This window comes from Marinilactibacillus kalidii (genome assembly GCF_017599325.1).
Lineage (GTDB): Bacteria > Bacillota > Bacilli > Lactobacillales > Carnobacteriaceae_A > Marinilactibacillus > Marinilactibacillus kalidii.
Genome location: NZ_JAGFVM010000003.1, coordinates 91,137 through 115,629 on the forward strand (window position 1 = coordinate 91,137; position 24,493 = coordinate 115,629).

A 24,493-nucleotide genomic window follows, 5' to 3' on the forward strand; every position below is an offset into this window, starting at 1 on the left:
CTAATTAAATAAGATTTGAATCTAAAGGGGGAATAGATGAAATAACGAAGGATATCTTTGTTGTTTTGTCTATTCTTTTCTGATTTAAGACGCTAAAGAAAGGAGGAGACGATTGACAAGTAAAAGTATAATGGATCCGGTAACTGTACTTTCTGGTGTCGGGCCAAAAAGAGTAGATGCACTTAAAGAATTAGGTATCGAGACAATTTACAATCTTTTGACTTATTATCCATTTAGATACGAAGATCTAACGGTCAAAGCGATTGATGAAATCGAAGATAAGGAAAAAGTCGTTTTAAAAGGTCCACTCATCTCAGATCCTGTTATCAATCATTTTGGTAGAGGAAAAAATCGATTATCATTTAGGCTAAATGTTGAACATGTGATTGTACCGGTAACCTTTTTTAATCAGCCTTATTTGAAGCAACAGCTTGCCGCAGGAGAAGATGCTATTATTTTTGGTAAATGGGATGCTTTAAAGATGCAACTAAGTGGTATAAAGGTGCTAAGTAGTACACTGAGTGACGATAAAGAAAATAGAGAGCCTGTTTACCATACTTCTAAGCATATTAAGCAAGCAACATTAGTCAAGCTTATACGTCAAGCTTGGCAGGAATATCAAGAACTCATACCTGAAATCGTTCCAGAAACGATTCGAAGTAAATATTATCTTGTCTCTCAAAAAGAATCTATACGCATGATGCATTTTCCTGAATCTGATGAAGAGAATGAGATGGCTAGAACCGCTATTATTTTTCACGAATTCTTTATTTATCAACTTCAAATGCAATGGTTGAGAAAACAGCTTAAAATGAATGGACAAGGGAATGCTGTTAACTACGATGTTCAGAAATTAAGAACGTTCTTCAGCTCTCTTCCCTTTGAATTGACAAAAGCACAAAAGCGAGTAGTCAATGAAATCTGTAAAGACCTCAAGCTGCCAACACAAATGTATCGGTTGCTACAAGGAGATGTTGGGAGTGGAAAAACAGTTGTAGCAGCAGCAGCTATATATGCTGCTTGGACAGCTGGACTTCAGTCGGCTTTAATGGCACCAACTGAGATATTGGCTACACAGCATATGGAAAGCTTGTCAGAGATGTTCGAATCGCTACCCATTCATGTTCGGTTGTTAACAGGATCAACAAAAGTAGCTGAACGCAGAGAAATCTTACAACAATTAGCGAATGGCGAGATTGATGCCCTTTTAGGGACTCATGCGTTGATTCAAGAAGGGGTCGATTTTCAGAAGTTAGGACTCGTGATCACGGATGAGCAACATAGATTCGGTGTGAACCAAAGAAAAGTACTAAGAGAAAAAGGCGATCATCCAGATGTACTATTCATGACAGCAACGCCTATACCGAGAACATTAGCTATCAGCACTTTTGGAGAGATGGATATATCAGTGATTGATGAACTTCCACCGGGAAGAGAGCCAGTAGCTACGCACTGGATCAGACCTAAACAGTTCACTCAAATGCTTCCTTTTGTGGAAAAAGAATTAGTGAACGGCTCTCAGATTTATGTAATTAGTCCATTGATTGAAGAATCTGAAATGATGGATTTGCAGAATGCAACTGATCTGTATCGAACTTACTCAGAAAAATTTGGGCCAAAGTACAAAGTAGGTCTTTTGCATGGAAAAATGTCTGCTGCCGATAAAGACACAATAATGGAACAGTTTAAGCGAAACGAGCTTCAGATACTCGTATCAACGACGGTAATCGAAGTAGGCGTGAACGTTCCAAATGCTACGTTAATGGTCATCCACGATGCAGATCGATTCGGATTAGCTCAGCTCCACCAGCTACGAGGACGTGTTGGTAGGGGGAGAAAGGAATCCCACTGTATACTCATTGCTGATCCTAAGGGAGAAACGGGCGCGCAAAGAATGGAAATTTTAACAGAGACTAACGATGGCTTTGTACTGAGTGAAAAAGATTTAGAAATGAGAGGTGCTGGAGAGATATTTGGGAAAAAACAATCTGGGCTACCTGAATTTAAAGTAGCCGACATTGTAGAGGACTTCCAAATTCTAGAAAGTGCTAGAAACGAAGCAGCCATTCTCTTAGGATCGGATGATTTCTTTAAAGCAGAGGTATACAATTCATTAAGAAAAGAAATTGGTATCGATGAAGAAGCAAGATATTCATTCCTAGATTAAATGGATGAAGATGATAGAGGAGGAATTTTTTAAAATGAGAATAGCAGTAGACGCAATGGGTGGAGATAATGCACCTCAAGCTTTAGTAGAAGGCAGTATGATGGCTGCAAAAGAATTTAAAGATATCACGATCGTATTGTATGGGAAAGAAGATATGATCAAAAAGTACATGAGTGAAGAACTTGAAAATATTGAAATTGTGCACACGGATGAGAAAATCAATAGTGATGATGATCCCGTACGTTCAATTAGAAGAAAAAAAGATGCTTCTATGGTTATGGCTGCCAGATCTGTTAAAGAGCAAGAAAATGATGCACTCTTCTCAGCCGGTAATACAGGCGCGCTACTTGCTTCAGGCACACTTATAATCGGTCGTGTTAAAGGGATAGATAGACCGGGGTTGTTAGCAACCTTACCTGTGATGAGCGATAATGCGGATGCCTTTAACCTTCTTGATGTTGGTGCGAATGCAGACAGTAAGCCAACTAACATTAATCAATATGCTACCTTAGGTACCTATTATGCGAAATTTGTTCGTGGTGTTGAAAATCCTAGAGTAGGCTTGTTAAATAATGGAACGGAAGAAAACAAAGGAAATGAAGTAACAAAAGAAGCATATAAATTATTGAAAGAAAATGATGCAATCAATTTTGTGGGTAATGTTGAATCAAGAGAATTACTCAATGGAGTAGCAGATGTTGTTGTAGCCGATGGGTTTACAGGGAATGCTGTTTTGAAAACGATTGAAGGTACAGCACTTTCTATGTCAAAACTCATTAAAAGTTCGATCATGAATAATGGTATAAAAGCAAAAATGGGAGGATTGCTATTAAAAGACAGTCTTTCAAATATGAAAGAAGTGATGGACTACTCTAAACATGGTGGTGCAGTGCTAGTCGGTCTTAAAGCACCCGTAGTGAAAACGCATGGATCCGCTACTGCGGAACCAGTCTATCAGACAATCAAGCAAATTAGAGAAATGCTTTCTTCTAATGTTGTCGGTGATCTTGTCGAGTATTATGAAAATATCGAACAATAATAAGTTTAGTAACGCTTTATTCTAAGAGGAATATTTTAAATAATCTGACAAATCATAGTATGGGTAGGGTTAATCTATTAATAAATATGGAAATATTTACGGATTTGGTCTACAATGGCTAATGTGAGTCAAGATTGAAAAACAATTAATGAGAAGACTAATGTATAACTATCTGAGTTATACTTATGTCTCTCAGAAAAAAACGCTGGAGGTATATAGTTTATGGATGAGCAAGAAATTTTTGATAAAGTAAAAGGGATTATTGTAGAAAGACTAGGTGTCGATGAGGATAAAATTAATAGAGATACGACATTCAAAGAAGATTTAGGTGCTGATTCACTTGATATTGTGGAGTTAGTGATGGAACTTGAAGATACATTCGGAAATGAAATTTCTGATGAAGATGCCGAGAATATTACGACAGTTGGAAAAGCAGTAGATTATATAAAAGCGAATCAGTGATTCGCTTTTTTTTTATATCATAAACTATTTACATAGAATGAAATAAATATAATTAGTAAAATGAGAATTTAACTTATTTTTTTAATATTCTGTTATAAAATGATAAATGAACTATTGAAATTAGAATTTAGAAAGTGTATAATTCATTTTATAATATTAAGCGATTGGTTATAAAATGATCCAATCATTTAATGTTCTTCTCATTTTTAATGTAGAAGAAATGCATAGGAGGTTAAACAGTGGCCGTCGAACAGAACTTATTGGAAGTTAACAACTTAAAAACTGGATTCCGGTTCGGTGAAGAATACCACAATGCAGTTGATGGGGTATCACTGACACTTAAAAAGAATGAAATTTTAGCAATCGTAGGAGAATCCGGCTGTGGCAAATCTACATTAGCTACTGCTATTATGGGGTTGCACGATCCTAACAATACAAAAATTAGTGGAGAAATCTTATACAAAGACTTAGATTTAACAGATTTGAATGAACGGTTATATAACCGTATACGTGGTAATGATATCGGAATGATTTTCCAAGATCCTTTGGGCTCATTAAACCCGCTCATGACGATTTACAATCAAATTGCTGAAGCGCTAATCTATCATACGGATTTTGATGATAAGCAAATCAGAGCAAGAGTACTAGAACTATTGAACCAAGTTGGGATACCAAGACCTGAACAAATCATGAAAGCTTACCCTCATGAATTATCTGGTGGGATGAGACAAAGAATCGTTATTGCGATTGCCTTAGCGAATAAGCCACCAATTATTATTGCAGATGAACCAACAACTGCGTTGGATGTTACGATTCAAGCACAGATTCTTGACTTGATGAGAGATATCCAAGCTGAAACGGGATCCGGTATTATCCTAATTACCCATGATCTTGGCGTAGTAGCTGAAACAGCTGATAGAGTTGCTGTTATGTACGCAGGACAAATTGTTGAAGAAGCACCTGTAGATGTCTTGTTCAAAGATCCTAAACATCCATATACACGATCACTACTAAATTCAATTCCTCACGAACTTGAAGAAGGCGAAGAATTACACGTTATTCACGGAACAGTTCCATCTCTTCAACACTTACCTCGTAAAGGGGATCGCTTCAGACCGAGAATTCCTTGGATTCCAGATGAAGCATTTGATGAGAATCCTGAGTTAACGGAAATTGCTCCGAACCACAAAGTAAGAGGAAATAGCTGGAAACATTTCCACTTTGAAGGGGAGGAAAAGTAACTATGGGATTTTTGGAAGTGAAAGACTTAAAAGTACATTATCCTGTTAGAGGTGGTGTCTTAAATACCATCCAAGATTACGTTCGAGCAGTTGATGGTGTAAATTTAACGATTGAAAGTGGAAAGACCTATGGTTTAGTTGGAGAATCTGGTTCTGGAAAGACGACGATTGGTAAAACGATCATCGGGCTAGAAAAAGCTACTTCAGGTAAAATATTATATGAAGGCGAAAATGTGACAAATAGAGCACGTAGTCGCAAGAAAAAATACGCGAATTATAACAAAGATGTCCAAATGATTTTTCAAGATTCTACATCTTCAATGAATCCTAAGAAGCGAATCATTGACGTAATGGGTGAACCGATGCACAACTACTTCGACTACACTCCGGATGAAATCAAAAGAAGAGTTGCCGAGTTATTGGACATAGTAGGGATGAATCCTGAAGCAATGTACAAATATCCACACGAATTTTCTGGTGGACAGCGTCAACGTATTGGTGTTGCTAGAGCTGTAGCCAGTGATCCAAAACTGATTATAGCAGATGAGCCGACTTCGGCACTGGATTTATCTGTTCAAGCGCAAGTACTTAACTTTATGCGTAGAATTCAAAAAGAATACAATTTGAGTTACTTATTTATTTCTCATGATTTGGGTGTTGTAAGACATATGTCAGATAACATTGCGATCATGCACAAGGGTCGTTTCGTTGAAAAGGGTCCTAAAGAGACCATCTACAACGATCCTCAACATATCTATACAAAGCGCTTATTATCAGCCATACCTGATATGGATCCTTCTACTCGAGAAGAGAAGAAGATTGAACGTCAGCGTGTTGAAGCTGAATATGACGCCCAAGAAACCGAATATTACGATCCAGATGGTCGAGTGTACGACCTTCAATCATATAAAGGTAATCACTTCGTTGCTACTAAACCAGAGGGATCAAATAGTTCCCTTCAAAATGAGTCAATAAATACAGGAGGGGAAGCATAAGCTATGTGGAAAACAATATTTAGAAGACTTTTACTGATGATTCCCCAAATTATCATTTTAAGTATATTGATCTTTATTATTGCTGAATTTATGCCTGGGGATCCATTCACTGGGATGATTGATCCAAACATTGATCCTGCACAACTAGATGCTATGCGTGAACGTTTTGGGCTAAATGATCCATTACCTGTAAAGTACATACGTTGGGTAGGGAATGCGCTTCAGGGAGATTTTGGTAGAAGTTTTAATTATAAAACGAGTGTCGTGAATGTTATTGGGGACAGATTAGGCAATACGGTTAGACTTTCTTTATTGTCTACTGTTTTGACCTATATGATTGGTCTTCCACTGGGGATTTTGTCTGGACGCTACAATGACTCGATTCTTGATAAATCAGTTATTATATACAACTTTGTGAGTTTTGCCGTACCTACGTTTGTTTTGGCTTTACTAATGGTTTATATTTTTGGATTTAATTTGGGCTGGTTCCCATCTCGTGGATCTATTGATGTTTCAGCTGTGACATTTTGGGAAAGAACTTGGAGTCGAATGTACCATTTGATTTTACCATCCATCACTACAGCAGTATTGGGTACCGTTAGTATCATACAATACCTTCGAACGGAAATCATTGATGCAAAAGTTTCTGATTATGTTAAAACAGCACGCTCAAAAGGAGTCCCCATTAACAAAGTTTATACAAAACATATTTTTCGTAACGCGTCGCTACCTATCGCATCAGGGTTTGGCTATACGATTGTAAACCTATTGACTGGTTCAATATTCATTGAGCAAATATTTAGTTACAGTGGTATGGGAAAATTATTCTTAGACTCGATCAATACGCGTGACTACAGTGTGATTTTTGTTTTAGTACTCCTATATGGAATACTAGGTCTAATTGGGACATTATTATCAGATTTAATATTAATGGCAGTAGACCCTCGTATTCGTATTGATTAGATATCTATTATTAGAAAGGAATGAATTTTCTTATGGCTACAAACCAAGATGCCGAAGCAACAGTCATGTCAGATGATGCTAGTGCTTCTTTACCACCGATGGGGTTTAAAGTGATTGTTAAAGAATTTGCTAAAGATAAGCTAGCACTTGCTTCTTTAATATTAATGGTTGCAATCCTTGTAACAGTTTATGTTGTCGCATTGTTGTTAGATCAGGATGTTGTCACCACAGTAAGCCTTTTTGATTCTTATCTACCGCCAATGTCTATGAGTACTGATCCTTTCTTTGAGGGAACGCAGTATCTTCTAGGTACTGATTCAGCAGGTCGAGATGTATTTGGCTTACTAATTATCGGTGCTAGAAACTCACTATCAATTGGCTTAGCTGTCACTGTAATCACAAGTATTCTTGGCGTGCTAATTGGTATTCTAGCCGCTTATTACGCAGGATTAGTTGACAATATTATTATGCGAATTATTGATTTCATCATGATTTTACCGCAATTAATGATTATCATTATCTTTGTGACATTAGTACCGAACTACGGTGTTGCAGCTTTTATCCTAATTATGAGTGCTTTTTTATGGGTAGGTCAGGCTAGATTCATTCGTGGGCGGGCACTAACTGTTGGTAAATTAGATTTCATTAGCGCGTCTAAAACAATGGGTACACCCACGTTATTGATCATACTTCGTGAAATGATGCCAAATATCAGTTCATTGATCATTGTAAATTTGACATTGAACTTTGCCGGTAATATCGGGCTTGAAACGGGGTTATCTTTCCTTGGATTTGGTTTACCACCAAATGTTCCAAGTTTAGGTTCACTCGTTTCAACAGCTCAAAACCCAGATGTTCTGGGGAATAAAGGATGGGTTTGGTTACCAGCTTCAATATTGATTTTAGTATTGGTGCTGTGTATAAACTATGTCGGTCGTGCACTACAACGTGCGGCAGATTCTAAACAAAGATTAGGTTAAAGAAAAGGGGAGAAAGAATATGTCAAATAAAAAAAGAAATAGCTTACTAGCTAGTTCAGCTGCTGTGGCATTACTATTAGCTGCTTGTGGGGGATCTTCAGATGATTCAAGTAATAATGGAGGAACGAATGATGGGGGAAATGATTCGGCTTCCGAAGGCGATGGCGAACCTGAGGTATTAACTTTTGACACTCAGATTGAAAATGAAGGGGAAGCTATTGATGGCGGAACGATGAGTATCGGTTACGTATCTGATTCTCCATTCACTGGAATTTTCAGTTGGGAACTTTATAGTGGTGACCCTGACGCTCAAGTAATGGCTTATACAATGGGGGAACTCTTCGGAGCTGATGAAAATTATCAGATTGATGATTCAGGTGCAGCTACTATGGAGCTTGATCAAGAAAATAATACGGTTACGATAACCGTTAAAGATGGTATAACATGGCATGACGGTGAACCGTTAACTGCCGATGACGTGCTATATGCACATGAAATCATTGCAGATCCTGATTATGCAGGTGTTCGCTATACTTCAGACTTACAAAATATTGTCGGCATTGACGAATATAAAAATGGTAATGCTGATTCGATTTCAGGGATGACACTTTCTGATGATAACATGACATTAACAATTCAATATCAAGAAGTCGGTGTGCAAATGTTACAAGCCGGCGGAGGAATTTGGGGTTATGCAGCACCACGTCATTATACGGGAGATATTCCTGTAGCTGATTTAGAATCTGCACCTGAGATTCGTGAAAAACCACTAGGTTACGGACCATTTAAAGTAGATAATATCGTTCCGGGCGAGTCTGTATCGTATTCACGTTATGATGAGTATTGGAGAGGTAAACCAGTTCTTGATGGTATCGAATTACAAACAGTTCCTACTTCTACAGCAGTAGCAGCTATGGAAAATGCTCAATTTGATTTATTCCTTAAAATGCCTACTGATCAATATGACACTTTTGCAGATCTTCCTGGCTATAAAATTGCCGGTCGTGATGAAAACTCATACACTTATATTGGTTTTAAATTAGGTGAATGGCAAGAAGGCGAAGGCGATGAGCCAGCTAAGAATGTTTATAACCCAGATGCTAAAATGGCAGATAAAAACTTACGTAAAGCTATGGCATATTCGATTGATAACGATGCAGTAGGATCTAACTTCTATCAAGGCTTACGTCGTCGTGCAACTTCTCCAATTATCCCTAACTTCTCAGACTATTACAATGAAGAGCTTGAAGGATATCCATATAATCTTGATGAAGCAAATAAAATCTTAGATGATGCTGGATATGAGTGGGATGAAAATGAAGAATATCGTTTAACACCAGAAGGTGAAGAGCTGGTAATCAATTTTGCATCTATGTCTGGATCAGATGTAGCTGAGCCAATCTCTGAATATTATATCCAATCTTGGAAACGTATTGGATTGAATGTTCAACTGCTTGAAGGTCGTCTACATGAATTTAACTCTTTCTACGACCGCGTAGAAGCTGATGATCCTAAGATCGATATTTATCAAGGCGCGTGGGGTACAGGTACTGATCCTACACCGGATGGTCTTTATGGAGAAACAGCACCCTTCAACTATACGCGTTGGGTTACTGATGAAAATAACGAATATATGGAACAGATGTTAAGCGCTGAAGGCTTTGACACTGAATGGCGTGCAGGAGTATTCAATGAATGGCAAGAATACTTCATGGAAGAATTACCAATTATTCCAACACTATTCCGTACAGAAGTTTTCCCAGTTAACAACCGTGTAGGTGCGTATGATATTACTGTAGGTGCTAATCCAGAAGATCCGGGCGTTGCTTATCACACTTGGTACTTGACTTCTGATACACGTGCAACTGAATAATATTTACTAATGGTTTTTTAAAAAAAGTTAGTCAGAATTTTTTCTGACTAGCTTTTTTTCTTTGATTCATTTTGCTAACTATTTTTGACAGATATATGATAATATGAACATTAGGCTCTGCAAACGCGTGTTATTTTAAATATTTTAGATAAGGAAGGAATGAAAAATATGTTTTTAGCTTGGAGAGAAATCAAACATTCTAAGACGAGGTTCGCCTTAATTATAGGTATTGTTGTGCTAGTCTCTTATCTTGTTTCGTTTTTAACCGGATTGGCCTATGGTCTTGCGCAAGAAAACCGTATGGCTGTCGATAAATGGGATGCAGATGGCATTGTCTTGACAAACGAGTCAAACTTGAACTTAGATAGTTCGATGTTTGATGAGGATATTTCTGATGATATCACTAGTCCGGAAATGGCTGAATTAACGGTTAGCTCAAATATTGTGCGTATAGAAGATTCAGAGGATACTGAAGATAATATCGATGTTACCTTATTTGGAATTGAAGAAGATGGATTTTTAAATCCTGAAATTTCCGAAGGCAATTCTTTTGCAGATGGGACAGTAGTAGCAGATCAATCTCTAAAGACAGAAGATGGTCTTGAAGTAGGAGATACGCTAAAAATATCTGGACAAGATCGCACCTTGGAGATTGCTGGATTCACAGAAAACGCGAAATTTAGAGTGGGACCTGTACTATATACCAATGTAGATACAGTGGAGTCTATAAAATATGATGACGACCAACTCTCGGAAAATACCGCTTATCCTATCAATAGTATCATTGTTAGAAGTGATGAGGATTTAGAAGATGTAGCTGTTGATAATGAAGATGTTGAGGTTTATCCAATTAGTGAATTCATTAATAATTTACCTGGTTACAATGCACAAGTATTAACGTTTGGCTTGATGATTGGTTTCCTTGTTGTGATTGCGGCTCTTGTAATTGGTATATTTATCTATGTTTTAACGCTGCAAAAAGCTTCTATGCTCGGTGTGATGAAAGCGCAAGGTATATCATCTGGTTATATTGCTAAATCCGTTATTGCTCAGACTTTCATTTTAGCTTTAATCGGTGTACTCATAGGATTTGGACTGACCATTGCAACTGGCTTATTCTTACCTACAGCCGTACCGTATCAGAACAACTATTTGTTCTTAATAGCTACGATGGTAGCTCTTATTTTATTCGCATTAATAGGAGCCGTGTTCTCTGTCAGGACAGTCGTGAAAATCGATCCGTTAGAAGCAATAGAATAGGAGGTAACGCATGAATTCAATTGAACTTAAACAAGTAAGTAAAAGTTTCAAAGATGGTAGTAAAACGATTGAAGCGCTAAAAGAAACGGATTTTTCTGTTCAACCAGGTGAATTTGTTGCCATCATTGGTCCAAGTGGTTCAGGTAAAAGTACCTTTTTGACCATTATTGGTGGATTACAACAACCCTCTGAAGGTAGCGTGTTTATAGCAGATCAACAGTTTAGTGAGCTCAAAGAAAAAGAAAGAGCTAAAAGAAGGTTTAAAGAAATTGGATTTATCCTTCAAGCATCTAATCTAGTCCCTTTCTTAACCGTCAAAGAACAATTGATGCTCGTCAATAAAGTGAAAAAGTCTAACATAGATCAAGAAAGAATCAAGAAATTGTTGAGTGAATTAGATATAATGGACTTAGCGGATAAATATCCTAGTGACTTATCCGGTGGAGAGCGACAGAGAGCAGCAATCGCGAGAGCGTTGTATCACGATCCAACCGTTATTTTGGCAGACGAACCTACAGCTAGTCTAGATACATCAAGAGCGTTTGAAGTAGTAGAAATTCTAGCGCGTGAAACAAAAAACAAGAAAAAAGCGACAATTATGGTCACACACGACGAAAGGTTGACGACATACTGCGATTCAGTTTATATTATGAAAGACGGTGTACTTGAAAAGAAACTTGAAGAATAGAAATGAGGAAAATAATGAAGAAAACAGTTAGTGTGATTGGAGCCGGAGCAGCCGGTTTAGCAAGTGCCATTCGATTACAGCATGCAGGGTATGATGTGACGCTTTATGAAAAAGAATCGATCCCCGGTGGAAAGATGAATCAGCTACAAAAAGATGGATTTACATTTGATATGGGACCAAGTTTAGTCATGATGCCAGATCTTTACAAAGAAGTTTTCGAACTTGCTGGAAGGAATCCTGATGATTATATTCCAATGCAGAGAGTCGATCCAATGTATTCCGCATTTTTTGGAGACGAAGAAATCAGTGTATCTTCAGATTTGACGAAAATAACCCAAGAGATGGAAAATATCAGTGACCAAGATATGGCTGGGTTTTTAGGCTATTTGAAAGATATTTATGAAAGATTTATCGTTGCGAAAGAGCATTTCATTCAAAGGCCTTTTAGAAATGCAAGTGACTTTTATAATCCTAAAATGATTCATCAAGCTCTAAAACTGAAAACATTTGACAGTGCCAACCATTCGATTGCTAAATACATTAGCGATAAAAGGCTGCAGCAAATCTTGAGCTTTCAAACCCTTTATATTGGTGTATCGCCTAATAACGGACCTTCTTTGTATACGATCATTCCGATGATTGAATACTTGTATGGTGTCTGGTTCATTAAAGGTGGTATGCATACAATGGCTACCGGTATGGAAAAATTATTCTTAGAACTAGGTGGTAAAGTCCATTATGATACACCAGTTGATGAGATCGTTATTGAAAAACAAGAAGCTAAAGGAATCAGAGTAAACAATGAAATGATTGCGTCTGATTATGTTATGTGTAATGCAGATTTCCCTTATGCCATTAAAAATTTGGTGCAAGATAAGAAATCTAAGGGGAAATATACAGATAAAAAAGTTGATAGTATGAAATATTCTTGTTCTTGTTTCATCATGTACTTGGGTATGGATAAAAAATACGATAAAATCAAAAATATGCACAACTTTGTGTTTTCTAAAGATTTAGATGAAAACTTAGATGATATTTTTGCAGGTGATGTTTTAACGGATCCTTCATTTTATGTTTATATGGGATCAAAAATGGATCCTTCACTCGCACCTGAAGGAAAAGATGGCTTGTATATATTAGTACCCGTATCTGATTTATCAACATCTAAATATGAATGGAACGAAGACACGATTCAATATTACCGTGACAGAGTGTTCATGAAACTGAAAACAATCGAAGGATTTGAAAATGTAGAAGATGAAATTATTTCAGAATCTTACATGACACCGATTGATTGGAGAGATAAGTTTAACGCATACAATGGTGCTTGTTTCGGATTGCAACCAACTTTGATGCAAAGTAATCACTTTAGACCGCAAGCTAAAGCGAAAAATTGTGAAAACTTGTACTTCACAGGTAGTAGCACGCATCCAGGAGCAGGTGTACCAATCGTGTTGACTTCAGCTAAAATTGCTGTCGATGAATTGATTTTAGACGATAAATAAAAAGAAGCTTTGAACGGAAGAGTTGATCCTTTCGTTCAAAGCTTTTTCTTTTGTCTATAATTTGAAATAGTTTGTCAGATAATCTGCTAAGCCATGTTCATGATTCGTTTTGCTTGTTAAATCATCCGCAACGACTTTTAATTTGTCATTTCCATTCTTCATGACAACACCATGTCCAGCATATTGGATCATTTCATAATCGTTTTCCTCGTCACCGAAGGCTAAAATATCCTTGCGGTCGATATTATAATAAGCTGCGATACGTTCAACACCCATAGCTTTTTGTACACCGGCTGCGACAACTTCAAGGCACGGCGCAAAACCACCCCAACTTCTGACTTCAACAGCATCACCATAGTGTTTGATGATTCGTTCTTCAATGATTGGTTGATTTGTTTGGGTATTAGTAAATACGCCAACAGATGTTGGGTCTATTAATAATGTTTCAGAAGTAAGTGGTTTGCTTACACCCACGCCATCTGGGAAAAAGTCAGGATATGGAATGAAATCACCATGAATGTAAATACCTTCTCTAGATTCTGCCGCAATTAGTTGAACATCTGGGTCATCTTTCAAAGAGAGCATAGACAATGCTAATTCTTTGCTCAATGATTTGTGATAGCCATGTGCCCAATCTTTATCTGAAGGGTTGTGACACCAAGCACCGTTAAAGTTAACGATAGGTGTTGTCATTTCTAGTTGTTTATAATAATAGTAACTATTTCTGAAAGGACGACCGGTCGCGATTGAAACGATGTGGCCTTGATCTCTCAATCTATCAAGTACTTTATGTGTTTCTGGTGTGATCTCTTGAACATCGTTCAGTGTCGTCCCGTCCAAGTCTAATGCAATCAATTTTCGGTTCATCTAATTACTCCTTTTAAACAATAAATATCATTGTAGCTAATATAAAAAAAATTCGATCTGTGATAAAATAATAGAGGATATCTATTTAAGTATAACAAACTGAAAATAAAAAGTATATGTCATTGGAGTGAGTGAGATGTTTCAAATCATCCAGAAAACAATCGGTGAGATTCCAGTTCTAGAAGTGGTGAAAGATGAATGGAAGAATGAATCGTTACCGACAGTCATTTTTTATCATGGGTGGACAAGTCATAAGGAATCTGTATTAGTCCAAGGTTATGAATTGGCCAAAAGAGGCATTCGAGCAATTTTACCAGAAGCATATATGCATGGTGAAAGAATGGATAATATGCAACAAAATCAAGACCCATCTTTATTCTGGAAAGTGATTACACAAAATCTAAAAGAAGTCTCGATGATTAGAGACTATTATTTATCAGAAAATTTATCACAACCCGAAAAATTCGGTATCAGTGGTCTTTCTATGGGGGGGATCACAACAAGCGCAATGTTGACACAATTTGATTGGATCCACTCGGCTGCTATACTAATGGGGAATCCTTCGCCGGTGGCTTTTTCTAAATGGCTACTGACTTCAAAGTGGTACGATGGATATGAAAATGTGGATGGTCTGATCACTGGAGAAGCAGAAAAACAGCTCAATCATATTTCATTAATCAAGCAACCTGAAAAGATTGCGGGTAAATCCGTTTATTTCTGGCACGGTACGAAAGATGAGCTTGTTCCTTTTGAACAGACAGAAGCCTTTATCCAAGGGATCAAAGATGAACCCTATGCAAAAAACATCTCTTTTTCTATTGGTTCTGGGCATGGACATAAAGTTCCTTACGAAATTGCTGTAGAGATGGCGGCGTTTTTCGAGAAAAGTTTCGCCGAAAATTAATTATTCTATGATTTAGAGTATGTTATGATGACTTAAAGATAGGAAATTAAGGAGGACCACGATGTCAGAAGAAAACACAGTTTGGTCTGAAGAAAAAATTGAGACTATTAAAAATCAAATTATGGAAGCTATGGAACAAGTTATTGATCCAGAGCTTGGTATCGATATCGTTAATCTTGGATTGATTTATGAAGTAAATGTCTTCAATGGAGGATACTGTGAAGTTAAAATCACTTTAACGACAATGGGTTGTCCTTTAGCAGATGTCATTACAGAAGATATTTTAAATGCAATGGAAGCTGTTCCAGAAATTACAGAGACAGACGTTAAATTAGTCTGGTATCCTGCATGGGATACGACTAGAATGAGTCGCTACGCACGTATTGCGTTAGGGATAAGATAATGAGGAGAAAAAGAATTGAGTTCGCTATCAAGCTCAGTTCTTTTTTAATAGAATAAATTAAATCATTGAGATGAAAAGGGGGATTTTATGGCTGAATATACTAAGGTCATGCAAGAATCTATTTCAAGTGCTCAAGAAATTGCGAAAGTCAGACATCACCAGCTTGTTGGCATCACACATTTGTGGCGGACATTTATGCAACCTGATCATTTAGCGTATCAATTATATGAAAAATGTTCGATTAATGTCGATGAATTGTTACAACAAGTTGAGAAGCAATTGGACGGTATTCCGGTTGTAGAAGGTGGCTCCGTCGCGCATGGTAGTCAAATCGATAGTGATCTTTACACATTACTTCAAAAAGCTGAACAAGTTGCGTATTCTATTGGCGATCAATATATTGCTGTGGACGTCGTATTGATTGCGCTTATGTCACAGCAGCATCCAATAAAGACTTATCTTGAATCCAAAGGTTTAACAGAAAAAGGCCTTACAGAAAAAATCTTAGAATGGAGAGGTGGAGAAACTGTGCAAAGTGCATCTCAAGAGTCTGCCTATCAAGCATTAGAGGCCTATTCAATTGACTTGATCAAGCAAGTTAAAGAGGGGAACCAAGATCCAATCATCGGAAGAGATGATGAAATTAGAGATGTCATCAGAATATTATCTAGGAAAACAAAGAATAACCCGATATTGATTGGAGAACCAGGTGTTGGGAAAACAGCGATCATAGAAGGATTGGCACAGAGAATCGTACGAAATGACGTGCCAGAAAATATTAAAAACAAACAACTCTATTCCTTAGATATGGGTGCTTTGATAGCCGGCGCAAAATATCGTGGAGAATTTGAAGAGAGACTGAAAGCTGTTTTAAAAGAAGTGAAGAAGAGTGAAGGAAATATCATTTTATTCATCGACGAAATTCATACGATTGTAGGAGCGGGCAAGACCGAAGGGAGTATGGATGCCGGGAATCTGCTAAAACCCATGCTGGCAAGGGGAGAACTACACTGCATCGGTGCAACAACGATCAACGAATATAAAAACTATATGGAAAAAGATAAAGCATTGGAAAGAAGATTTCAAAAGGTTATCGTTAATGAACCAACAATAGAAGAAGCAATCAGCATATTGAGAGGTTTGAAAGAGCGGTTCGAGATTCACCATGGCGTTAATATTCAAGATAATGCTTTGGTAGCAGCCGTTCAATTATCTAGTCGATATATGACTGAACGTTTTTTACCAGATAAGGCGATTGATTTGGTGGACGAAGCTTGTGCAAGTATACGAGTAGAAATGAATTCTATGCCGACAGAATTAGATCAGTTGATGAGAAGACAGATGCAATTAGAAATTGAAGAGCAAGCCCTTAAAGAAGAATCAGATGACAAAAGTAGAGCACGTCTTGGAATCATTCAAGAGGAACTTGCTTCTATTAGAGAAGAAGTTCAAGTGCTGACTTTGAGATGGAATAAGGAAAAAGTTTCCATGCAAGACATTCAAGATAAAAAAGCTGAAATTGAACAGGCTAAACGAAAACTGGAAGAGGCTGAATCGGACTATAATCTTGAAGAAGCTGCCAAGTTGCGTCATGGTATTATTCCGTCACTTGAAAAAGAACAAATTGAATTAGAAACGATCCATCAAGCTAGTCGATCATCAGAAAATAGATTAGTACAAGAAACGGTAACAGAAGATGAGATGGCAGAAGTTGTTGCAAGAATTACAGGTATACCAGTCACTCGACTTGTACAAACGGAAAGAGATAAACTACTAAACTTGAATGCAGCAATGAAAACCCAAGTGATTGGTCAGGATGAAGCCGTGAATGTTGTGACAGATGCCATTTTACGTGCAAGAGCAGGTATTCAAGATCCAAACCGTCCATTAGGATCGTTTTTATTTTTAGGTCCTACAGGTGTGGGTAAAACAGAGTTGGCAAGAACGCTTGCATTAAATTTATTTGACAGTAAAGATCAGATGGTTCGCTTAGACATGAGTGAATACATGGAGAAACATAGTGTTTCTAGACTGATTGGTTCACCTCCTGGATACGTGGGATATGATGAAGGCGGACAATTGACGGAAGCTGTACGAAATCATCCTTATACGATCTTACTGTTAGACGAAGTAGAAAAAGCCCATCCGGACGTCTTTAATATTCTCTTGCAAGTGTTAGACGAAGGACGATTAACAGATGCAAAAGGTCAGTTGATCGATTTTAAAAATACTGTGCTTATACTCACAAGTAATATCGGATCTGATCTTTTATTAGAAGAAACTTCTGAAGAGGGTGTTATTCAAGAAGTAACTGAAACAAAGGTTAGAAAACGATTGTTTGAATCCTTTAGACCAGAATTTTTGAATCGACTCGATGATATTGTATTATTTTCACCGATAACAAAAAAAGATATGGTCAAAATTGTAGAGAAACTGGTTGAAGATTTGAAAAATAGATTAACAAATAATGGCTTTAGCCTAGTATTATCGACGGAGGCTAAAAAATGGATCGCAGAAGAAGCTTATGATCCAGCATTTGGAGCGCGTCCAATCAAACGGTATTTGACCAATGAAATAGAGACACCAATCGCTAAGATGATCATTGCAAATGAGATTAAAACAGGCGAAGTAATCAACGTAAACGAAAAAGAAGGACAATTGGTTTTTGAAACAAGTAATGCGACAGAGTCAGCTTAAGGGACTATTTTATAGGAATGACCCTAATCGAGAATAAAAGGTAAGGAGACAAACACGTGCATACCAAACTTCATGTAATGAGTACGTATTCTCTGTTGAAGAGTACGACAACAATCGAACGGTTAGTCTCAAGCGCAAAAGAGCGAGGGTACACATCGTTGGCCCTGACAGACCATAATGTTCTCTATGGTGCAATAGGATTTTATGAGAAAGCAAAAGCTGCGGGTTTGAAACCGATTATAGGATTAAAACTAGATATTGAACCCATTTTTTTAGATCAACCTTGCCAGATCATATTATTGGCTAAAAACGAAAAAGGTTTTAGAAGATTGATTGAACTCTCTACCAAAGTCATGACAGATGAGCAACCAGTTCCTCTAAAAGTGATTCAATCCTCTACAGAAAATCTCATAGCCATTACACCGGGAATCACTGGCGAAGTAGAGACGCTTTTAGACATGGATCACAAAGACGATGCTATGAAAGTGCTAAATGCTTATGAGCAAACGTTCGAGACAATCTATATCGGCTACACAATGCATTCGTCTCTAGATGCTGTTAAAAAACAACTAGAACAATTAGCTCTAGATAGTAAGTTACAGTTGATTGCATCAGACGAGGTCGCGTATATTGACCGTTCAGATGCTTTTGCTACAAATGTATTAAAGACAATCGGTGCAAACGAGACGATTGATTTAGATAAAAAGGTGAATGACGATCAGTATTTACTTTCTGCACATGAAACTGAAGAACTGTATCGCTCAGCTGGTTATACAGCCGTACTGGAAAGAGCGGATGAAGTGGCCGATCAAATCAATATTGAGATCACACTTGGTCAGCCAGTATTACCGAAATTTCCACTACCTGAGAATAGAGAAACAGATGAATATCTTTATGAATTGTGCAAAAATGCACTCAACAAAAAAATCAATACCGTTACACAAGTTTATTTAGATCGCTTAGACAAAGAATTAGGGATTATCTCTAAAATGGGTTTTTCGGATTATTTTTTGATTGTCTGGGATTTAATGAAATACGCACACAGTAAAAATATCGTGACTGGCTCAGGAAGGGGCTCAGCTGTAGGTTCGCTTGTTTCATACGTTTTAAATATTACAGACGTTGATCCGATTGCTTATGGTCTACTTTTTGAACGTTTCCTAAATGAAGAACGGTATTCGATGCCCGATATTGATTTGGACTTCCCAGATAATAAACGAGAACAGATCTTGCTTTATGTAAATCAAAAATATGGCAATCAACATGTGGCACAAATTGCAACGTTTGGTACCTTTGCCGCTAAAATGGCGCTTAGAGATTCCGGTAGAGTGTTTGGTCTGACTACTCAAGAACTAAAAAAATGGTCAGATGCAGTTCCGTCGAGTCTTGGGATGACTTTGAAAAAAGCGATAAAAGAATCTTCGAAGTTGCAGCTAATGGTTAAAGAATCTGATCAAAATAAACTGATCTATGATACAGCTACAAAACTTGAAGGTTTACCTAGACATGTTTCTACCCATGCAGCGGGTGTCGTTATTTCCGACAAACCCCTAACGCAATCTGTCCCGCTACAAAACGGGAATAGCGCACTATCTTTGACGCAATTTGCAATGGGCGATGTTGAAAAAGTGGGTCTTCTCAAAATGGATTTTTTAGGACTCAAGAACTTGACTATATTATCCGATTGTTTGCAATTTGCCAAGAAACAAACAGGCAATGATTTTACGTTTTCCGATATCCCATTGAACGATGAAAAGACTCTAAAACTATTTAGAAATGGCGAGACAAACGGTATTTTTCAATTTGAATCTCCAGGCATTAAGCGTGTTCTTCGAAAATTAGGACCAACAGACATTGAAGATATCGTAGCGGTCAATGCTTTATATAGACCAGGTCCCATGGAACAGATTGATACCTTTATAGCTAGGAAAAAAGGACAAGAAGAAATTAGGTATCCGCATAATGACCTTGAAAGTATATTGGATGTTACCTATGGGATTATGGTTTATCAAGAACAAGTAATGAAAGTAGCTTCTCAATTGGCAGGTTATTCCTTAGCAGAAGCCGATATCTTAAGAAGAGCCATCTCGAAAAAAATCAGTTCACAGATTGACTCTGGCCGAAAACAGTTTATTCAAGGTGCTTTAAATAAAGGATATGAAGAAGAAACAGCAGCGCAGGTCTACCACTATATTGAGCAGTTTTCAAACTATGGCTTTAATCGATCTCACGCTGTTGCTTATTCGATGGTTGCTTATCAGTTAGCTTACTTTAAGGCACATTATCCAGCTGCTTTTTATGCTGCACTGATGAAAGCTTCTTCTAACAATAAAACGAAATTACAAGAATATGTCTTAGAAGCACGTAAACGGCAAGTTTATTTGAATGGTCCGGACATTAACAAAAGTCATTATTCATTTTCTTTGAATGACAATACCATTCAGTTTGGTTTGGATGTCATCAAGGGATTAAGAAGAGATCTAGTTTACGCCATTTACAGAGAAAGACAAGATCATGGGCAATATACAGACTTAGTCAATTTCATCAGTAGACTGGATAAAAAGTGGCGAAAAGAGACGTATATTGAACCGCTTATACTTGCCGGTGCGTTCGATGCGCTAAGTTATAATAGAGGTACGCTTATCTATTCGATAGAGGGCATTATCAATAGTGTGCAGATGAGTGATGGAAATATGGAACTTTTTGAATCACTAGCCCCTAGGATAGAAGAAAAAGAAGATATCGATGATGAAACAAAACTGGACCAAGAATTTGAAGTAACAGGGTTTTATTTCTCAGAACATCCTAGTGAAAGATACAACAAATTCCGAAAACCTTATAAAATCGATTACATTGCCGATGCTAAAATCGGTAAAATCATGCGCTTTCTTGGTATAATAAAATCGGTTAAGACAATTCAGACAAAACGTGGAGAGCCGATGTCATTTGTTGAGTTAACTGATCAAACGGCAACTTGCTCACTAACCTTGTTTCCGGAACAACATAGGAAATTCATCAAAACGCTAAAAAAAGATACACCGGTACTCGTTGAAGGAAAGGTCGAAAGTGATAAAGAACGACATAAATTGTTGGTTAGAAAAGTTGAATTAGCTGATGCGTTAAAAGAGAAAGAGTCTCAGAAAACACTCTATCTCAAAATTGACTCATTAGAAAACAATGTAGAGCTGTTTCAAACTGTACAAGCACTTTTGCGCGAACATGCTGGTGAAACGCCAGTACTTGTTTACGATTCACATACTGGGAAAAAACAATTATTAAAGAGCACCTTTTTCATAGAAGAAACAGAAAAATTGTTAAGCGGAATCAAGAAGATTTTAGGGTCAGAAAACGTTGTTCTACGTTGATTTCGGAAAAAACTGAGATTGTTGCCATTTTTATGAGACATCATTAGCAAAAAGTGATAGAATGTTACTTGTATGGAAACTAGATGAATGAATGAGAAAAAAATTTTGAATTTCTTTTTGAAAGATCATTCTCATTATACCGTTATCCTAAATCATACTAACGAATGAATTCATCATAGGTAATTTAATTAATTGTTTTAGATGATCAAAATTTGTATTAGAGGTGAAAGGTTGATATGAAACGTATTGGAGTTTTAACAAGTGGGGGAGACGCTCCCGGCATGAACGCAGCTGTTCGTGCAGTCGTAAGAAAAGCTCTATATGAAGGTATGGAAGTTTATGGAATCAACTATGGATTTGCTGGTCTTGTGGCTGGGGATATTCGCAAATTGACTCGTAGAGATGTAGGAGATATCATCCAACGTGGTGGTACATTCTTATATTCAGCTCGTTATCCTCAGTTTGCTACTGAAGAAGGACAGCTTAAAGGGATCGAACAGTTAAATCGTTTTGGTATTGAAGGATTGGTAGTTGTTGGTGGAGATGGATCATACCGCGGCGCTTATGCTCTTACAAAACGTGGTTATCCATGTATTGGTCTGCCTGGAACAATCGATAATGATATTCCTGGAACAGATTACACGATTGGGTTTGATACGACCATCAACACTGTATTAGATGCTTTGGATAGAATCAGAGATACTGCAACGTCTCACGTAAGAACATTCGTTATCGAAGTAATGGGACGTGATGCTGGAGATATCGCTTTATGGGCTGGTGTAGCTAGTGGTGCTGAACAAATCATCATTCCTGAAAAAGGATTCGATATTACAGCTGTTGCAGATAATATCCGTGAAGGTAGAGAAAAAGGTAAGAAACACACGATCATCGTTTTAGCTGAAGGCGTAATGGACGGACAAGAGTTTGCTGAAAAATTAGATGCAATCGATAACTTCCATGTACGTGTAACGGTTCTTGGTCACGTTCAGCGTGGAGGATCACCTACAGCAAGAGATCGCGTTTTAGCAAGCCGTTTTGGTGCTAGTGCAGTAGAATACCTTAAAGAAGATCGTGGTGGATTAGCACTTGGTTTGAGAAATGAACAAATCGTTGCACATGATATTGTCGATACTTTGGATAATATGAAACATGAACCAAATCTAGACCTTTATAAACTCAACGAAGAAATTTCGAACTAATCAAATCAATCTAGATAAAATTACTGAGTATGGTTGAATCGTGTTTAACTATACTCAGTGTAAATAAAAAACAAAAACAGAGACGAAAGTGGGAGTTATTTTTTATGAAGAAGACAAAAATTGTTTGTACCATTGGCCCTGCAAGTGAATCAGTAGATACATTAACTAAATTGATGGAAGCTGGAATGAACGTTGCTCGTTTAAACTTTTCACACGGCGATCATGAAGAACACTTAGCACGTATCAAAAACATCCGTGAAGCAGCAGAAAAAACAAATAAACTGGTTGCGATCATGTTAGATACTAAGGGACCAGAAATCAGAACACAAAACATGGTAGACGGTCGAATTGAAATTCTTAAAGGAAGCACTATTCGTATTTCAATGACTGAAGTTGAAGGAACAACAGAAAAATTCTCAGTTACTTACGAAGATTTGATCAATGATGTAACGCCTGGATCAAGTATCTTGTTGGATGATGGTTTAATCAACTTACAAGTAACAGATATCGATCATGAAAATGGCGAGATCGTTACAACAGCACAAAACACAGGTATTCTTAAAAATAAAAAAGGTGTTAACGTTCCTGGCGTTTCAGTAAATCTTCCTGGTTTAACGGATAAAGATAAGAGCGATATTCTTTTCGGACTAGAAAATAATATTGACTATATCGCTGCTTCATTTGTACGTCGTCCATCTGACGTTCTTGAGATCACTGAATTATTAGAAAAAAATGACAAAACACACGTACAAATCATTCCTAAAATCGAAAACCAAGAAGGTGTCGATAACTTAGAAGAAATTCTTAAAATCGCTGATGGTTTGATGGTTGCTCGTGGAGATTTAGGGGTAGAAATCCCAGCTGAAGAAGTACCAATCGTACAAAAACACATGATTCGTATGTGTAATGCTGCTGGTAAACCAGTTATCACTGCTACACAGATGCTTGATTCTATGCAAGCTAACCCACGTCCTACACGTGCTGAAGCTTCCGATGTTGCGAATGCAATCTTTGATGGTTCAGATGCCATTATGCTTTCTGGAGAAACTGCTGCAGGAGATTACCCAGTAGAATCAGTACAAACAATGTATAACATCGCTGTCCGTACAGAGGCTGCTTTATTAAACCAAGACGCATATGCGCTTAAAGCATATGACCAAACAGATATGACTGAAGCGATTGGTCAAGCGGTTGGACACACAGCTCGCAACTTGAACATCAACACAATTGTTGCAGCTACTGAATCAGGTCACACTGCACGTATGATCTCTAAATTCCGTCCTAAAGCAGACATTCTTGCAATTACGTTCTCAGAAGAAACAGCTCGTGGATTATCATTACAATGGGGCGTTATTCCGACATTGTCTGAAAAACCAACCTCTACTGATGATATGTTTAACTTGGCAACACAAACGACTATGGAAAAAGGTTATGCTAAAGAAGGCGACCTTATCATCATTACTGCTGGTGTACCAGTTGGCGAGCGTGGAACAACTAACGTTATGAAGATTCAATTAATTGGTTCTAAACTTGTTAGTGGGCAAGGTGTTGGATCTGAATCTGTCATCGGTAAAGCAATCGTTGCGACATCTGCTGATGAAGCAAACGAAAAAGCAGTAGAAGGCGGTATCTTAGTTGTTCAAAACACAGACAAAGATTACCTTCCAGCTATTGAAAAATCAGCAGCAATCGTTGTTGAACAAGGCGGATTGACTTCTCATGCAGCTGTTATCGGAATCGCAATGGGTATTCCTGTAGTTGTATCTGCTGAGAACGCAACAAGCTTAGTTGAACAGAATGAATTGATCACTGTTGATGCTCGTCGTGGTATTATCTACCGTGGCGCGACAACTGCCATTTAAAGTTAACAATTACGAACAAGTAA

18 protein-coding genes are annotated in these 24,493 nt (G+C 37.5%); 17 read left to right on the top strand and 1 reads right to left on the bottom strand.

What is annotated here, in order from left to right; genetic code table 11:
* Positions 1 to 112: 112 nt before the first annotated feature.
* The 11 genes from recG to J5J05_RS00725 all read left to right on the top strand — a co-directional run bounded on the left by recG (position 113) and on the right by J5J05_RS00725 (position 13,173).
* Positions 113 to 2,167, top strand: a complete 2,055-nt coding sequence (gene recG / locus J5J05_RS00675; RefSeq protein ID WP_279633260.1) for an ATP-dependent DNA helicase RecG — start codon at positions 113 to 115, stop codon at positions 2,165 to 2,167.
* Positions 2,168 to 2,201: 34 nt separating this feature from the next.
* Positions 2,202 to 3,206 (top strand): phosphate acyltransferase PlsX, encoded by a 1,005-nt coding sequence (gene plsX / locus J5J05_RS00680; RefSeq protein ID WP_208558734.1) that lies wholly within the window; start codon positions 2,202 to 2,204, stop codon positions 3,204 to 3,206.
* A 222-nt stretch (positions 3,207 to 3,428) separates the two neighbouring features.
* Complete coding sequence (gene acpP / locus J5J05_RS00685) at positions 3,429 to 3,668, top strand: acyl carrier protein (protein WP_208558735.1); 240 nt, start codon at positions 3,429 to 3,431, stop codon at positions 3,666 to 3,668.
* A gap of 239 nt (positions 3,669 to 3,907) precedes the next feature.
* On the top strand, positions 3,908 to 4,909 hold the full coding sequence (locus J5J05_RS00690) for an ABC transporter ATP-binding protein (protein ID WP_208558736.1): 1,002 nt from the start codon (positions 3,908 to 3,910) through the stop codon (positions 4,907 to 4,909).
* Positions 4,910 to 4,911: 2 nt separating this feature from the next.
* Positions 4,912 to 5,904: an ATP-binding cassette domain-containing protein gene (locus J5J05_RS00695; RefSeq protein WP_208558737.1), complete on the top strand. Its 993-nt coding sequence runs from the start codon at positions 4,912 to 4,914 to the stop codon at positions 5,902 to 5,904.
* A gap of 3 nt (positions 5,905 to 5,907) precedes the next feature.
* Positions 5,908 to 6,867 carry an ABC transporter permease gene (locus J5J05_RS00700; protein ID WP_208558738.1) on the top strand — a complete coding sequence of 320 codons (960 nt, stop codon included), beginning with the start codon at positions 5,908 to 5,910 and terminating at the stop codon, positions 6,865 to 6,867.
* A 32-nt stretch (positions 6,868 to 6,899) separates the two neighbouring features.
* The gene (locus J5J05_RS00705) at positions 6,900 to 7,847 is read left to right on the top strand and encodes an ABC transporter permease (RefSeq protein ID WP_279633261.1); all 948 of its coding nucleotides are present in this window, start codon (positions 6,900 to 6,902) and stop codon (positions 7,845 to 7,847) included.
* Between the two features lie 19 nt (positions 7,848 to 7,866).
* Positions 7,867 to 9,720, top strand: a complete 1,854-nt coding sequence (locus J5J05_RS00710; protein ID WP_208558739.1) for an oligopeptide ABC transporter substrate-binding protein — start codon at positions 7,867 to 7,869, stop codon at positions 9,718 to 9,720.
* A 168-nt stretch (positions 9,721 to 9,888) separates the two neighbouring features.
* Positions 9,889 to 10,980 (top strand): ABC transporter permease, encoded by a 1,092-nt coding sequence (locus J5J05_RS00715; RefSeq protein WP_208558740.1) that lies wholly within the window; start codon positions 9,889 to 9,891, stop codon positions 10,978 to 10,980.
* A gap of 10 nt (positions 10,981 to 10,990) precedes the next feature.
* Positions 10,991 to 11,668 (top strand): ABC transporter ATP-binding protein, encoded by a 678-nt coding sequence (locus J5J05_RS00720; protein ID WP_208558741.1) that lies wholly within the window; start codon positions 10,991 to 10,993, stop codon positions 11,666 to 11,668.
* Between the two features lie 14 nt (positions 11,669 to 11,682).
* The gene (locus tag J5J05_RS00725) at positions 11,683 to 13,173 is read left to right on the top strand and encodes a phytoene desaturase family protein (protein WP_208558742.1); all 1,491 of its coding nucleotides are present in this window, start codon (positions 11,683 to 11,685) and stop codon (positions 13,171 to 13,173) included.
* 54 nt (positions 13,174 to 13,227) lie between these two features.
* Here J5J05_RS00725 and J5J05_RS00730 read toward each other — a convergent pair whose 3' ends face one another.
* Complete coding sequence (locus J5J05_RS00730) at positions 13,228 to 14,040, bottom strand: Cof-type HAD-IIB family hydrolase (protein ID WP_208558743.1); 813 nt, start codon at positions 14,038 to 14,040, stop codon at positions 13,228 to 13,230.
* A gap of 136 nt (positions 14,041 to 14,176) precedes the next feature.
* On the opposite strand from J5J05_RS00730, the gene J5J05_RS00735 reads away from it, so the two are divergent.
* The 6 genes from J5J05_RS00735 to pyk all read left to right on the top strand — a co-directional run bounded on the left by J5J05_RS00735 (position 14,177) and on the right by pyk (position 24,470).
* Entirely contained in the window at positions 14,177 to 14,944 is a 768-nt protein-coding gene (locus J5J05_RS00735; protein ID WP_208558744.1) for a dienelactone hydrolase family protein, read from the top strand.
* Between the two features lie 61 nt (positions 14,945 to 15,005).
* On the top strand, positions 15,006 to 15,347 hold the full coding sequence (locus J5J05_RS00740) for a metal-sulfur cluster assembly factor (RefSeq protein ID WP_208558745.1): 342 nt from the start codon (positions 15,006 to 15,008) through the stop codon (positions 15,345 to 15,347).
* An 87-nt stretch (positions 15,348 to 15,434) separates the two neighbouring features.
* Complete coding sequence (locus tag J5J05_RS00745) at positions 15,435 to 18,044, top strand: ATP-dependent Clp protease ATP-binding subunit (protein WP_208558746.1); 2,610 nt, start codon at positions 15,435 to 15,437, stop codon at positions 18,042 to 18,044.
* Positions 18,045 to 18,100: 56 nt separating this feature from the next.
* Positions 18,101 to 21,409 carry a DNA polymerase III subunit alpha gene (dnaE, locus tag J5J05_RS00750; protein WP_341868486.1) on the top strand — a complete coding sequence of 1,103 codons (3,309 nt, stop codon included), beginning with the start codon at positions 18,101 to 18,103 and terminating at the stop codon, positions 21,407 to 21,409.
* A 236-nt stretch (positions 21,410 to 21,645) separates the two neighbouring features.
* Positions 21,646 to 22,608 carry a 6-phosphofructokinase gene (pfkA, locus tag J5J05_RS00755; protein ID WP_208558747.1) on the top strand — a complete coding sequence of 321 codons (963 nt, stop codon included), beginning with the start codon at positions 21,646 to 21,648 and terminating at the stop codon, positions 22,606 to 22,608.
* Between the two features lie 104 nt (positions 22,609 to 22,712).
* Positions 22,713 to 24,470 (top strand): pyruvate kinase, encoded by a 1,758-nt coding sequence (pyk, locus tag J5J05_RS00760; protein ID WP_208558748.1) that lies wholly within the window; start codon positions 22,713 to 22,715, stop codon positions 24,468 to 24,470.
* Positions 24,471 to 24,493 lie beyond the last annotated feature (23 nt).